The sequence below is a fragment of the Rathayibacter sp. AY2B5 genome, from assembly GCF_002931645.1.
In the GTDB taxonomy this organism is placed as follows: Bacteria; Actinomycetota; Actinomycetes; order Actinomycetales; family Microbacteriaceae; genus Rathayibacter.
The window spans coordinates 74,990-89,032 of sequence record NZ_PSUE01000014.1; the positions used below are offsets into that span (position 1 = coordinate 74,990).

A 14,043-nucleotide genomic window follows, 5' to 3' on the forward strand; every position below is an offset into this window, starting at 1 on the left:
CGGGGCTCAGCCAGTCCGGGCGGCTCCCCTCGACCGCGTCCAGGACGTCCTCCTGCGGGCCGGTCGCCGATCTCCGCGGCGACGGCCGCTCCGGCGGGCTGACGGGTCCCGGCGAGAGCCCGGAGCGACCGCCGTCACCTGCGAGCCGGACGAGGAACTTCTCAGGTCCTCTTGCGTGTCGCAGGCGCGGAACCTAGTTTTGTCGAACCGGTTCGAAGCACTGTTGCTCCGACCCCGGACCGACGCCCGCCGTCGTCCGGCCGGCTGTCCCCACAGAAAGTGACCAGCGTGACAACGATGTCCTCCCCGAGGCGCGGCACCCGCTCCCTCGCCCTCGCGCTGAGTGCCGCGACACTCGCCGCCCTCGCCGTCGCTCTCCCGAGCGCCGAGTCCGCCTCCGCGGCCGACACCTCCGTCCCCGCCGACGCGCTCATCCTCCAGTACGACTTCGAGCAGGGGCAGGTGTCCGGATCCACGGTCGCCGACCTCTCGTCGAAGAAGCTCGACGGCACCGTCGTCAACAGCGCGAGAGCGACGTACGTCGCGGGTCGGAAGGCCGGTACGACCGCGATCGACCTTCCCGGGGGCGCGGCGGACTCGACCTCCGCGCCGTACCTGACCGTGCCGAACGGGCTCTTCCAGGGCGTGACGCAGACCACCGTCTCCGCCTGGACGAAGTGGTCCGGCACCGGAGGCTTCCAGTGGCTGTGGTGCCTGGGCATCAGCCCCGACGCCGCGTCGGCCTTCGCTCCGTCGTTCGACGGCGGCAGCGCCCGCGCGATCATCAAGCAGCTGAAGGACGGCGGCGAGACCGGAGTCTCCAGCTCCTCGCCGCTGCAGAAGGACCAGTGGGTCAACGTCACCGCGACGATGGACGGCACGACCGTGACCCTGTACCTCAACGGTCTGCAGGTCGCGACGGCTCCCGCCTCCGTCGACCTCGCGAAGCAGCTCTACTCCGCCTCCGCCTCCAAGAGCGGCAACATCGGCCGGGCGCTCTGGAACGTGCACCCCTACTTCGACGGAGCGATCGACGACTTCCGCGTCTACAACCGGGCTCTGACCGCCGCTCAGGTCCGGGGTCTGGCGGGCGACGCCGCGCCGGCCGTCACCGGCGTTCTCTCGACGAGCGTCGCGGTCACCACCGGCATCGGCGTCGCGCCGGCCCTGCCGGGGGTCCCCGCCACCTACTCCGACGGCGTGAACCGCGACGCCCCGGTCACCTGGGAGAGCGTCCCCGCCTCCGCGTACGCGAAGCGCGGCACCTTCACCGTGAAGGGCACCGTCACCGGCCTCGGCACCGCGGTCACGGCGACCGTCACGGTGCGCGCACTCGACGAGATGACCATCGACCTCGGCACGAGCACCGGGGAGTTCATGGGCGGCGCGTCCGGCACCCTCTACGGGGTCTACGGCGAGGGCCTCCCCTCCGACAACCTCCTCGAGGGGATCGACCTGCGCACGGTCTCGACCAAGGCGCAGGACGGGCCGCAGCATCCGGGCGCGGACGCGTTGAGCGTCGCGAAGGCCGTCGCCGACACCTCGGACGGCGACACCTACATCTACATGACGGACATCTACCGCGGCTTCCCCTACGAGTGGCCGGGCAGCACTCCCCAGGAGAAGCTGGCCGACTACCAGGCGAAGATCGCCACGCAGGTCGACCAGGTGCTCGCGCTCCCCGAGGAGTACCAGGACAACATCGTGTTCGTGCCGTTCAACGAGCCCGAGGGCAACATGTTCGGCAACGGGAAGTGGAGCTACGACGGGAAGAGCTGGCTGGAGGACCCGACCGCGTTCTTCGCGGCCTGGGACAGCACCTACGCGCTGATCCGCGACAGGATGCCCGACGCCCGCATCGCCGGACCGAACACCAGCGTCCTCTACGACCAGGTCCGCGGGTTCATGACCCACACGCTCGAGCAGGACACCGTCCCCGACGTGATGACCTGGCACGAGCTGAGCGCCCCGGGTGAGATCCGCACCAACGTCGACCGCTTCCGGGCCTGGGAGGACGAGCTGTACGCGGGCACGTCCTACGCCGGGAAGCACCTGCCGGTGAACCTCAACGAGTACGCCTTCAACTACCACACCTCCGTGCCCGGCCAGATGGTCCAGTGGATCAGCGCGCTCGAGGACAAGAAGGTCGACGGCGACATCGCCTACTGGAACATCGACGGCAACCTCTCCGACTCCGCGGTGCAGGCCAACCGCGCCAACGGCCAGTGGTGGCTCCTCAACGCCTACGCCTCGATGACCGGCGACACCGTCGCGGTCACGCCGCCCAAGCCCGGCCAGAGCTACACCCTCCAGGGCGTCGCGACCCTCGACACCGCGGCCAAGCAGGCGAGAGCCCTCTTCGGAGGCGTCGGCGGCTCGCAGAAGGTCGCGTTCGAGCGCATCCCGGCCGCCACCTTCGGCTCGAAGGTCCATGTGGAGGTCAGCGAGATCCGCTGGACCGGCCAGGTCGGCGACTCGGGAGCCCCGCAGACGGTCAAGGAGTTCGACGCGTCCGTCGTGGACGGCGCCCTCTCGCTGGACTTCGGCGGATCCCTCCCCGCGCTCGACGTCGACTCCGCCTACGAGGTCGTCCTGACCCCGGGCGCCAACGCGTCGTCGCCGTCCGCCTCGCCCGTCGACTTCCGCCAGAAGTACGAGGCCGAGGACGCCCGCTACACCGGATCGCGGAACCTCAACGGACCCGAGGGCTCGCCGACCAACGTCGGCGGCTTCTACACCTCGGGCGGACGCAACGTGGGCGGGATCCGCACCGGCGGTGACCTGAAGCTCGACTTCGCGGTCACCGTCCCGAAGGACGGCGAGTACGACCTCAGCGTCTTCGCCAACTCCCTCAACACCTACGCCGCCAACGCCCAGCAGGGTCCGATCAACGCGTTCCTGAGCGTCGACGGCGCTGCGGAGCAGGAGATCCTCCTTCCGCTGGCCTACAAGTTCGTGGTCTGGGACCACGCGGACACGAAGGTGAAGCTGACCGCCGGCACCCACACGATCTCGCTCGCCGCGAAGAACCTCGCCGGCACGAAGTCGACCGTGGGCGACGCGATCGTCGACAAGATCGAGCTCTCCCTCCCCAGCGCGGCCGTCGCGACCTCGATCCACGAGGCCGAGACCGGCACGCTCGACAACGGAGCGACGGCCGACTACTCCCGCGCCGGCGTCTCCGGCTCGGGCACGGCGAAGCTCACCAGCGGCGCCTCCACCACCGTCTGGGGCTACTCCGCGAAGGACGCGCCGTCCTCCGTGACCGTGGACACCCTGGGCGGCGGCACCGGCGACCTCTACGTGAACGATGTGAAGGTCGGGCCGGTGGGCGCGAGCTCGACCCGTCAGGTCTTCCTCTCGGGCGGCGTGAACAAGATCGAGGTCGTCGGCACGAGCGGCACGCTCCTCGTCGATCGGATCGTCATCGGAGCGAGCGCGAACCCGCCCGCGACGACGAGCTATGAGGCGGAGGCGGCCACGATCACCGGCCCCGCCACGGTCCGCGACCTGTCCTTCGCGTCGGGCGGCAAGGCCGTCGGGAACATCGGGGGCGGACGCGACGGCGACTCGACCCTGACCTTCGGCGACGTGAAGGCTGAGCAGGACGGGACGTACGCGCTCACGCTGCGCTACTCCAACGAGGAGCAGTCCCCCGCGACGCACTACAACCCCGACCCGCTCGCCCGCCACGCGGACATCACGGTCAACGGAGTGACGCAGCGCGTGCTCTTCCCGCACACGTTCCACCAGAACCAGCTGTGGGACCTGAGCGTGCCGGTCACGCTCAGGAAGGGCTCGAACACCATCGCGATCACCTCGAAGGAGCTCCCGGGCTTCGACGGGACGACCTACCTCTCCGACACCTTCCCCGGTGTCCTGCTCACCTCGCAGTACGCGCCCAACATCGACAGGATCTCGGTCACGCCCTTCGTCGGGCGGACCACGGGCCTGACGGTGAGCGGCACGGCGGCCTCGCGCTGCACCGCGGGGAAGGTCACGATCACGGGGACGGCGACCAACACCAGCGCGGTCGCCGCTGACATCACGATCGGCTCGGCCTGGGGCACGAAGACCTTCCCCGGGGTCGCTCCCGGCAAGACGGTCTCAGCCGCCTTCAGCACCCGCGCTGCGAGTGTCGGAGCCGGCGCTCTCGACGTGCGGATCGCGGGGACGGTCGACGGCGCTGCGGCGAGCGGATCCACGGCACCGGCCTACGGTGCGGCGCGCTGCGGCTGATCCGTCCAGAACGCCCTGACGCGGCCGGGCACCTCGTGCGCCCGGCCGCGTCGGCGTGTCGTCGGGACCGGAGGCTCCCCGACGGGGACGAGCGCGCCGTGGACGAGCAGAGCGCCGGAGCCGCAGCGTCCGGTCCTCGCTCCGGGGACGCGGCGCCCGAGTTGCGTGCGCCGCGCCGCACTGCCACTCTCGACACGGTTCGAGCGGGGGTGGAGATGGCCACGATCGGAGACGTCGCGAAAGCGGCAGGGGTCTCTCGCAGCACGGTGTCGTACGTCCTCTCCGGCAAGCGCAGCATCTCCCCCGAGACGCGCAAGCGCATCGAGGACGCGATCGCCGAGCTCGACTTCACGGTCAACGCCGGAGCACGGGCGCTCGCGACGCGCCGCACCATGGCGCTGGGCCTGCTCGTCCACTTCGACCCGGACGAGTTCGCGCCCGCGATGGTCGAGTATGTCCTCCCCATCACGGCCCGCGCCCGCGAGCTCGGCTACGACGTGCTGCTGGCCACCGAGGCCGACGGGGCGGCTGCCGTCCGCCGGCTCACGCGCTCCGGCCAGGTCGACGGACTGATCCTCCTGAGCGTCGCGGACGACGACGACCGGCTGCCCGTCCTGCGCGCCTCGCGGCGGCCCGGTGCCGCCCTCGGCGTGCCCGCGGACGCCTCCGGGGTGGACGTCTTCGACCTCGACTTCGGCGACGCGGCCCGCCTGCTGATCGAGCACCTGGGCGCCCTCGGGCATCGGAGCATCGGTCTCGTCACCCCTCCTGAGCGCGTCTTCGACCGCGGAGGGACCTACGGGCTCCGGTTCCGCGAGTCGGCTCTCGAGACCGCCGGTCGGCTCGGGATCGAGCTGGTGCTGCGCCCGGCCGCCACCGCCGCCGACGCCGTCGAGCCGATGGTCACGGCGTTCCTCGACGACAACCCCGGTCTCACGGCGCTGGTCGTCCACAGCGACCGGACCATCGCGATGCTTCCCGCGATCCTGGGCCGACGCGCTGTCGCCGTGCCCGGGCAGCTGTCCGTCGTGAGCCTGTACTCGGCCGAGTTCGCCCGCGACTTCTCGCTCCCCTACAGCTACGTCGAGACGGGTGCCGCCGAGCTCGGCGCGCACCTGGTCGACACGCTCGTCGAGCGGATCGAGCAGCCGTCCCGCGGCGAGGAGCCGTCGATCCGCCTCCTGCCCGCGCGTCTCGTCGACCGCGGGAGCGCCCGCGCGGTCTGAGGACCGCTCCGGAGCCCCCGAGGCCCGGTCAGAAGCGCGAGGCGACCTCGTAGAGGACCTCGTCGTCGCCCGCGTAGACGCCGTCGCGCCGCGGCCAGTGCGCGATCACGTCCGTGAAGCCGAGCTCCTCCGCCCGGCCGGCCATGTCCTCGAACCGGGCGACGCTCTCGAGGGAGTAGTCGCCCCCGGAGTCGAGCGAGAGGTGGCGCTCGACGGTGCGCGGGTCGCACCCGGCCGCGTCGAGCGCCGCGTCGAGCCGCCGGGAGAGGGACGCGACCGCCCGCCACCACTCCTCGCTCGACACTCCCTCCGGGCCGGTGGTGACCCAGCCCTGCCCGCGCTCGGCGACGAGCGCGAGGCCCTTCGGCCCGTTCGCGGCGAGGACGAACGGGACGCGGGGGCGCTGCACCGGCTCGCCCACCATCCGCGCCGAGCGGGCGGTGAACCACTCCCCCTCGAGGTCCACGCCGCTCGAGCCGGGCTCCTCGAAGCGCAGCAGCGCGTCGAGGGCCGTGACGAACTCGGTGAAGCGCTCGTGCCGCTGCCGGGGCGAGTAGTCGGGCTGCCCGAGCACGCGCGCGTCGAAGCCCGTGCCGCCCGAGCCGACCCCGAGGATCGTCCGACCGCCCGAGATCTCGTCCAGCGTCGCGATCTCCTTCGCGAACGGCACTGGGTGGCGGAAGTTCGGGGAGGTCACGAACGTGCCCAGGCGGAGCGTCTCGGTCACCATCGCAGCAGCGGTGAGGGTGGGGACGGTGGCGTGCCACGGCTGGTCGGCGAGGGAGCGCCAGGAGAGGTGGTCGTAGGTCCACGCGTGGTCGAAGCCCAGGCCCTCGGCCGACTGCCACTTCCGGCGGGCCTCGGCCCACGGGTCCTGCGGGAGGATGACGATGCCGTGTCGCATCGTCCGAGTGTACGAGCGCCGTCGGGTCAGAGCGCGGCGGGCGGCACCGGGGGTGGATCGGGCACCTCGTCCACGACCGAGCGCGGGACCATCAGGGTCGGCATCCGCACGCGCAGGCGCAGCGGTTCCCGCTCCGACGCGCCGAGCAGCTCGCGGGCGGCGCTCCGCACCTGCCGGGCGAGCGCCGGGTGCACGGCCCCCGGATCCTCGAACGCGGCGACCAGCTCGCGCAGCACTCGGGTGGTGCTCCGCGGGTCGCCGTCCTGCCTGGGCATCGGATCGGCCCCTCACTCTCGGCACGGCCGTCAGGGTCCCGGCGGTGCAGCGGATGTCTCGGGCCGACGGTAGGGCCGGGGACGGCGCCGTGGCACTGAGGTTGACAACGGGAGGACCCGGCGGATCGCGGTGCGCGGGGTGCGATCCGCGGCGAGGGCGGTCCTGGCGGGGAACGACGGCCACCGCCGGGAGAGCCCGCTTCCACGATCGCGCCCGTCCGGTCGCGGCTGCTCTCGGGGCGTGATCACGACGACGGAGCGGGTGGACGACTGGATCGAGGGCTGGTGCCGTGCACGCGGCGTGCAGCGCGTCCGCGAGGACGGAGCCTGGCTGGTCGATGTCGGAGCGGAGTCGCGCACGCGGGAGCGGATCCTGGTCGATCCGTCGCCCTCCGCGCTGCAGGCGGGCGCCGAGCAGACGGCCGGGCCCCGGGAGTGGATGACGGTCATCGGCCTGGGCGACGACGCCCGCCTCGCGCCCGCCGCCGGGCTGGAGCTCGTCGCGGGCGACGAGAGCCTGATGGCGGCGCTCCTCGGCCCGGGCAGCACCGCGGAGGGAGCCCTGCTCGAGGGTGCCCTGCTCGAGGCCGCCGACGGAGTGGCGAGCGTCCGGCTGCTGGTCGACGGAGTCGTCGCCGCTCAGGGCACCGCCGCCGTGCACGGGACGGTCGCGGTCCTGGACCGGATCGAGACCGATGCGCGGTTCCGCCGACGCGGGCTGGGACGGCGGGTCGTCGACGCCCTCACCGCCTGGGCCCGGTCCGAGGGTGCACGGAGCGGTCTCCTCGTCGCCAGCACAGACGGCCGCGCCCTCTACCTCACCCTCGGCTGGGAGGTGGTCGCGCCGGTGCGCATCTGGCGCGGGGCCGCACTCCGAGATCCGGGGCAGGGCTGCGCGGCCGCCGGGCGATGATCCCCCGCCGTACGGCCCTCCGGGAGCGCACGTCCGCCTGAGTACGGAATCCCGCGCAGCGCATACAAGCGGCGGAGAACGGCGGAGCAGCCGTGAAGCGGCCGCCCGCCGATCTGTATTCAGCCGATAACACCACCCTCGAAAGAGGGACGCCCGCTATCGCTCGAACGGCCTTGTCCGAGAAGCGGATCATCCGCTTCTCGGACTCGTGTCACCGCCCTCGGATCGTCAGCCGAGAGCGCCCTTCTCGGCCGAGTAGAGCTGCTTCACCTGCTCCGCGGTCAGCGCCCGGTCCCACACCCGCAGTCGGGCGAGGGAGCCGGCGAAGCGGTTGATCATCGTGCCGTCCCGGCCGACCGCTCCGACCACGAAGTCGCCCGGAGCCGCGTTGAGGCCGTCGGGGTAGACGTAGGGGTTCTTGGCGTAGGTCGCGCCGAGCTTGTCGGTGTACACCGGATACGCGGTGGCGGCGCCGTCGAGGTACGAGACCGCGACTGCGCCGTCATACGTCCCGACGTGCAGCTGCCACACGCCGCGCGTGATCCGGCGGGGCTCCACCGAGTAGTCGCGCGAGTACGGGTAGCCGGGCGTCGGCCCGCCGAGCTTCGAGACGTGCATGCACACGCGCTCCCAGCCGCCGTACTCGGGGAGGTTGTTGAACAGCGCATAGGAGCGCAGCGGCCCGACCGTCGACTCCTCCCAGACGCCCGCGATGCAGGCGCCGTCCGCGTCGGAGTTGAGCACCCACACCGCGATCGTCACCTGGCCGGTCGAGGCGCCCAGGTTGAGCGGGCCGACCTCGTCCTTGGGGACGACCAGGTGGTCCGTCGTCCCGTTGAGGGCGACTCCGGTGCCGAACGGCGTGGCGACGGCGCGGGCGGAGGAGCCCGCGCCCTGCCGGAGCGCCGGAGCGCCCGCGACGGCCGAGGCGAAGGGGGCGGCGCTCTCGGCGAAGGACCACTCCGCGATCGGCGTGGGCACGGTGACCGTGGGGACCGGAGCGGCGTCGCCGACCACGAACGCGTCGAGGATCAGGTTGGTGCCGCTCGAGGCCGGGTTGCGGCCGCTCCCGCGGCGGATGGTCACCGTGTGCGGCCCGGCCGCGAGCTGTCCGCTGCTCCAGACCGTCTGCTTCGACCGCGTCGCGGCGCTGTAGCGGTCGACGGACGCGACCTTGACTCCGTCGAGCTCGACCTCGTTGATGCCGGACGAGCCGGTGAGGCGGCTGATCCAGCTCACGCTGGTACCCGTGAAGGCGAGGGTGGCGGAGGCGCCCGCGGTGGTCGAGTAGGCGATGCTGCCGCCGCTGTCCGTGCTCGCCTTCAACGTCGACCAGGTGCCGGTCGTGACGATCGGGGCGGCGCCGTTCTCGTAGGTGCCCGCTCCGGGCAGCGTCGTCGCCGGCGGAGGCGTCGCGTCGCCGACCACGAAGGAGTCGAGCAGCAGGTTGGTCCCGGTCGAGGCCGGATTGCGGCCGCTCCCCCGGCGGATCGTCAGCGTGTGCGGCCCGGCGGCGAGCTGTCCGCTGCTCCACACCGTCTGCTTCGAGCGGGTGGACGCGCTGTAGCGGTCGACGGAGGCGACCTTCACACCGTCGAGCTCGACGTCGTTGATCCCGGAGGACGACGTGAGTCGGCTGATCCAGGCGATGCTCGTGCCGGTGAAGGCGAGCGTCGCGGAGGCGCCGGAGCTGGTCGAGTAGGCGATGCTCCCGCCGCTGTCCGCGGTGGCCTTCAGCGTCGTCCAGGTGCCGGTGGTGACGATCTGCGCGGCGCCGTTCTCGTAGGTGCCCGCGCCGGGCAGCGTGGACACGGGCGGCGTCTCGGGCTCGGGCTCCGTCTGCGGCACGGGGCCCTCGGCGATCCAGCGCTGGAAGGTGTCGAGCATCTCCTTGTTGGTGAAGCTCGGGACCTTGTGCCCGTCGGTGCCCTCCCCCGGGTGGGTGCGGACCGTCGCCTCCTTCGCCAGGGGCAGGGCCGCGGCGTGGAGGGCGGCGCCGTGCAGGGCGAACGGCACGACCTTGTCGTCGGGCGATCCGGTGATCCTCAGCCGCGCACCGCGCCACACCGACGCGGGCAGCCGCGCCGGGTTGGTGGCGGCGATGGCCGCGGCGTCGGCGTACTCGGGGCCGATCCGGTCCGGTTCGCTCGCCGCCCGCTCCTCCATGTCGTAGGAGCTGTTGCAGAGGTACGCGCCCCGGATGTTCGGCACCATCCGCTTCCCGTAGGCCCAGGTCAGAAGCGGCCCGCCCCCGGAGTCGGAGCGCAGGAGGCTCGCGTCGATCCGCCATACCGACGAGGCCCAGGCGACGACAGCGGCCTGGATCTCGATCGCCCGCGGGCTCGACCAGATGCTGCCGCCGTAGGTCGGGCAGATGCTGACGATGCCGCGGTCCACGGCGAGGTCGGCCGAGTACGCGAAGGCGCTCGAGAGCGCCGTGTGGGTGCCGTTGCGGGCGTGGTAGTACCAGAGCATCGATGCGCCCCTGGTCTGCGACGGAGGCGTCGCGTGCGGCACGAACAGGCGCGCCCGGTCCCCCGCGACGACGACGTCGATGATCTCGTAGCGCTTCCCGCCCGTCTTCGACGTGGCGGTGGACAGGCGCGAGACCTCGCCGGGCAGTCGGGGCACCGCGGTGAGGTCGCCGGCCGCGAGGGCCGGCGTCGCGAAGGCGATCGCGCCCGCGCCGGCGACGGATCCGGCGAGGATCGTGCGGCGGGAGAGAGCGGAGAGGGCCTTGACGCCCGATCGGGAGCCGGTGCGGGAGGAGTCGGCGGAGTCGCCGACGGCAGTGTCCTGAGGAGTCACGGAAGAGAGAGCCTTTCCGATCGTCACCGTTCCGGGTACACCGATCGAAAGAGGAGGAGAAGGCGTTCAGTGAACGAGCGGCAGCGCTCGCGCTACTGATGCGGATCGCCGTCTCCTCAAGAAGGAAAGGGAAGCCGGATCAGGCTAACAGAGGGGATGAGAAGGGGTTCAGTATTTCTACCCACCGTTTTATCAACCGGAGGAGAATGGGCGAGGAATCGCTTATCCGGCCGCTTGTCGTCCCTTTTCCGGTGACACGACGCGTGCTGGACACCGCCGTCTGGCAGGATGCCCCCGTGTCGGAGACGGGTCGGCTGCAGCGGGGCGGCGCCCTCCCCGTGCTCCTCGTGTTCCTCCGCCTCGGGCTGACCTCGTTCGGCGGGCCGATCGCGCACCTCGGCTACTTCCGCGAGGAGTTCGTGGTGCGCCGCGGCTGGCTGACCGATCGCGCGTACGCCGACCTCGTCGCGCTGTGCCAGTTCCTCCCCGGACCCGCGTCCAGCCAGGTCGGGATGGCGGTCGGCCTGCAGCGCGCGGGACTCGCCGGACTGGTCGCCGCGTGGTGCGGATTCACGCTCCCCTCGGCGATCGCCCTGGTCCTCGTCGCCGGGCTCGTCGCCGGTGCGGGCGACGTCGCCTCCGCCGGCTGGCTCCTGGGCCTCCAGGCGGCGGCGGCCGCGGTCGTCGCGCAGGCCGTGCTCGGGATGGCGCGCTCGCTCGCACCGGACCGCCGCCGCGCGACGATCGCCGGCGCAGCGGCTGTCGCCGTCCTCCTCGCCCCGGAGCCCGCGCTGCAGGTGGCGGTGATCGCGGCTGCGGGCCTGGCCGGCGTTCTCTGGCTCCGCCGCGAGGAGGGGGCTCCGGACGACGGCCCGGGGTTCGCGGTCCGGATCCCGACGGCGCTCGCGGTCTCGGCCCTCGCCCTCTGGGGGCTCCTCCTGGTCGGCCTCCCCCTGCTCGCCGCGCTCACCGGCGAGGGAGCGGCGGGTCTCGCCTCCGTCTTCTACCGGTCGGGCGCTCTGGTGTTCGGGGGCGGCCACGTCGTGCTGCCTCTGCTGGAGGCGCAGACGGTCGGCGCCGGCACGGTCGGGCAGAGCGAGTTCCTGGCCGGATACGGGGCGGCGCAGGCGGTGCCCGGCCCGCTCTTCACCTTCTCCGCGTTCCTCGGCGCGGTGGGCGCGGGGACGCCGGACGGTGTCGCGGGGGCGGCGATCGCGCTGGTCGCGATCTTCCTGCCGGGCGCTCTGCTCGTGGTCGGCGTGCTCCCGTTCTGGCAGCGGCTGCGGCACCTGCCGGTCGCGCAGAGGGCGCTGGCCGGCGTGAACGCCGGCGTGGTGGGACTGCTCGGCGGCGCCCTCTACGATCCGGTGCTGACCGAGGGCATCGGCTCGACCGGCGCTCTGACGCTCGCGATCGGCGCCTTCGTGGCGCTGACGCGCTGGACCGTGCCCCCGTGGATCGTCGTCCTCGCCGCCGCGGGCCTCGGCGCCCTGCTCCTCTGACTCCCTCCGGGGACGACGATCCGGACCAGCCCTGGCAGTCTGGACGCATGAGGGCTCGGGGGACGACAGCGGCAGTGGCGACGACGGCAGCGGCGGGGCTCCTGCTGCTGGGCGGGTGCACCGCCGGCGGCGGGGCCGAGGCGGGCGCCACGGCGTCCGCGCCCGCCTCGCGGACGCCGAGACCCGCCATCACCGACCTGATCACTCCGAGCCCGACCCCCTCCGCTCCGGCGACCGCCGAGCCGGTCGGAACCGTCGTCGACGCCGGGCCGGTCGGCGAGGGAGTCCCCGCCACCGTCTCGGGCACCGGCCCGGCCGACGTGTCGTTCCAGCGGCAGGGCGAGTTCGCGGTCGTCCTGAGCCTGGACTGCTCGGCCTGCACCGGCACGGCGATCGTCACCGCCGCGGGCCGGATGACGCCCTTCGGCGAGGCCGCCGCCCCGATGACGGGGTCGTTCCTGACCGGGATCTTCCGCGACGACCCCGTCGAGCAGCAGGTGATCGTCCGAGCCGACGGGCCGTGGACGCTCGGCCTGCAGAGCTGGAACGACCTCGCGACGGTGAGCGGTGCGCAGTCCGGCACCGGCCCGGCCGTCCTGTTCTTCTCCGACGACGTCCCGCGCGTGACGGTCGACTACACGCCCGCGGGTCCGGACGACTCGTTCTCCGGCCGCGTGTTCACGACCTCCGATCAGCCGCAGCTGTTCGGCGACTCCGTCGCCTTCTCCGAGGTGTTCGAGGCCGACCTGCCCGGCGTCATGGCCGTCCAGACCGAGGGGACCTGGACCGTGACGCCGACGCCCTGACCCGGGGTCGCGACGCGCCGTCCGCGGAGTCGGGGAACGGGCGCCCCTCGGCCCAGACCCGCTGCACGCGGAGCGACGCGTCGAGCAGGACGACGTCGGCGCGGTACCCGGGGGCCAGCAGGCCGAGGTCGCCACGGCCGAGCACGCGGGCGGGAACGGCGGTGAGGGCGGCGACGGACGCCTGCAGCCCGAGCCGGCCGGGCCCGACGGCCCGCCGCAGGGACTCCTCCTGCGTGAGCGTGGATCCGGCGAGCACAGCGGTGCCCGCGAGCCGGGCGACGCCGCCGAGCACCTCGACGTCGAGCGGGCCGAGGCGGTGCACTCCGTCACCCGCCCCGGCCGCCGCCATCGCGTCGGTGACGAGCGCGATCCGCCCGGGAGCCGCCGCGAACGCGAGCCGCACCACCTCGACGTCCACGTGCCGGCCGTCGAGGATCAGCTCGAGCGCGACCCGCTCGTCCCCCAGGGCCACCGGGATCGGGCCCGGGGAGCGGTGGCCGATCCCGGGCATGGCGTTGAACGCGTGCGTGACCAGCCGGGCTCCGCGGTCGAACGCTGCCCGCGCCTGGTCGGCGTCCGCCTCGGTGTGGCCCACCGCGACCACCGTGCCGGCGCCGGCGAGCCGCTCCACCGCGGCGAGGGCTCCCGGCAGTTCGGGCGCGAGCGTGATCTGCGCGAGGCGTCCGCGGGCGGCGTCCAGCAGCCGGCTGACCGCGCCGGAGGAGGGGTGCACGAGAGCCGCGGGGTCGTGCGCTCCCCTGCGCGAGGGCGCGAGGAACGGGCCCTCCAGGTGCGCGCCGAGCACGAGCGGGTCGGCGGCCGCGAGAGCCGAGACCGCGTCCAGAGAGGCCTCCAGCTGCTCCAGCGGTGCCGACACCAGGCTGACCAGCGAGCGCGTGGTGCCGCGGGAGCGGTGCAGCGCGAGGCCCGCGCGGATCGCCTCCGCTCCTCCGTCGAAGGCGTGACCGCCCCCTCCGTGCACGTGGAGGTCGAGGAAGCCCGGGACAGCGGTGAGGCCCCGCGCGTCGTGCAGCTCCGCCCCCTCCGCCTGCGCCTGCCAGCCGGTGCCGGTGCCGGTCGCCGTGATCGCGCCGTCTCGCGCGCGGAGCCAGTGGTCCTCCACCGTCCCGGCCGCGTCGACCTTCCGTGCGCTGTGGATGATCAGCGCGGCGTGCGCCATGCGGTCCCCTCCTGGGTGTCGGTTCCGGATCGTCGGGGACTCCGCCCCCTCCCGACGATGGCACAGCCCCTGCCGGTCGAGCCGGTCTGACTCCGATCACTGCGCCACCCGAACGCATTCCGCGCCTCCGCGTCACGAACAGGGACCTCCCGCGTCTCCTGTGCATGCCTCCCCTGGACACCCGAACCCC

9 protein-coding genes are annotated in these 14,043 nt (G+C 73.0%); 5 read left to right on the plus strand and 4 right to left on the minus strand.

Annotated elements, in window-relative coordinates; all coding sequences use genetic code 11:
- The first annotated feature begins 297 nt into the window (after positions 1-297).
- Together C5C30_RS10580 and C5C30_RS10585 are read left to right on the plus strand one after the other, a co-directional pair.
- Positions 298-4,239, plus strand: coding sequence for a LamG-like jellyroll fold domain-containing protein (locus C5C30_RS10580; protein ID WP_104333690.1), 3,942 nt, complete (start codon positions 298-300; stop codon positions 4,237-4,239).
- 215 nt (positions 4,240-4,454) lie between these two features.
- Positions 4,455-5,465, plus strand: a complete 1,011-nt coding sequence (locus C5C30_RS10585) for a LacI family DNA-binding transcriptional regulator (protein ID WP_104246852.1) — start codon at positions 4,455-4,457, stop codon at positions 5,463-5,465.
- Positions 5,466-5,493: 28 nt separating this feature from the next.
- On the opposite strand, the gene C5C30_RS10590 is transcribed toward C5C30_RS10585, so the two are convergent.
- Both C5C30_RS10590 and C5C30_RS10595 read right to left on the minus strand, forming a co-directional pair.
- Positions 5,494-6,369, minus strand: coding sequence for an LLM class flavin-dependent oxidoreductase (locus C5C30_RS10590; protein WP_104333691.1), 876 nt, complete (start codon positions 6,367-6,369; stop codon positions 5,494-5,496).
- Positions 6,370-6,395: 26 nt separating this feature from the next.
- A complete protein-coding gene (locus C5C30_RS10595; protein WP_146078454.1) occupies positions 6,396-6,644 on the minus strand; it encodes a hypothetical protein in 249 nt (82 codons plus the stop codon).
- A gap of 241 nt (positions 6,645-6,885) precedes the next feature.
- Here C5C30_RS10595 and C5C30_RS10600 point away from each other — a divergent pair, with 241 nt between their 5' ends.
- On the plus strand, positions 6,886-7,557 hold the full coding sequence (locus C5C30_RS10600; RefSeq protein ID WP_219827794.1) for a GNAT family N-acetyltransferase: 672 nt from the start codon (positions 6,886-6,888) through the stop codon (positions 7,555-7,557).
- A gap of 228 nt (positions 7,558-7,785) precedes the next feature.
- Here C5C30_RS10600 and C5C30_RS10605 read toward each other — a convergent pair whose 3' ends face one another.
- Entirely contained in the window at positions 7,786-10,365 is a 2,580-nt protein-coding gene (locus tag C5C30_RS10605; RefSeq protein WP_104222070.1) for a LamG-like jellyroll fold domain-containing protein, read from the minus strand.
- Positions 10,366-10,661: 296 nt separating this feature from the next.
- Here C5C30_RS10605 and chrA point away from each other — a divergent pair, with 296 nt between their 5' ends.
- Positions 10,662-11,867 (plus strand): chromate efflux transporter, encoded by a 1,206-nt coding sequence (gene chrA, locus C5C30_RS10610; RefSeq protein ID WP_258065901.1) that lies wholly within the window; start codon positions 10,662-10,664, stop codon positions 11,865-11,867.
- A gap of 74 nt (positions 11,868-11,941) precedes the next feature.
- Positions 11,942-12,673 (plus strand): hypothetical protein, encoded by a 732-nt coding sequence (locus C5C30_RS10615; RefSeq protein ID WP_104225243.1) that lies wholly within the window; start codon positions 11,942-11,944, stop codon positions 12,671-12,673.
- On the opposite strand, the gene C5C30_RS10620 is transcribed toward C5C30_RS10615, so the two are convergent.
- On the minus strand, positions 12,624-13,853 hold the full coding sequence (locus C5C30_RS10620) for an N-acetylglucosamine-6-phosphate deacetylase (protein ID WP_104333693.1): 1,230 nt from the start codon (positions 13,851-13,853) through the stop codon (positions 12,624-12,626). The two genes, C5C30_RS10615 and C5C30_RS10620, sit on opposite strands and share 50 nt — an antisense overlap.
- Between the last annotated feature and the right edge of the window lie 190 nt (positions 13,854-14,043).

Excerpts from the sequence above, each read along its gene's own strand:
- C5C30_RS10580 (WP_104333690.1), top strand. The coding sequence starts at position 298 with ATGTCCTCCCCGAGGCGCGGCACCCGCTCCCTCGCCCTCGCGCTGAGT.
- C5C30_RS10585 (WP_104246852.1), top strand. The coding sequence starts at position 4,455 with ATGGCCACGATCGGAGACGTCGCGAAAGCGGCAGGGGTCTCTCGCAGC.
- C5C30_RS10590 (WP_104333691.1), bottom strand. The coding sequence starts at position 6,369 with ATGCGACACGGCATCGTCATCCTCCCGCAGGACCCGTGGGCCGAGGCC.
- C5C30_RS10595 (WP_146078454.1), bottom strand. The coding sequence starts at position 6,644 with ATGCCCAGGCAGGACGGCGACCCGCGGAGCACCACCCGAGTGCTGCGC.
- C5C30_RS10620 (WP_104333693.1), bottom strand. The coding sequence starts at position 13,853 with ATGGCGCACGCCGCGCTGATCATCCACAGCGCACGGAAGGTCGACGCG.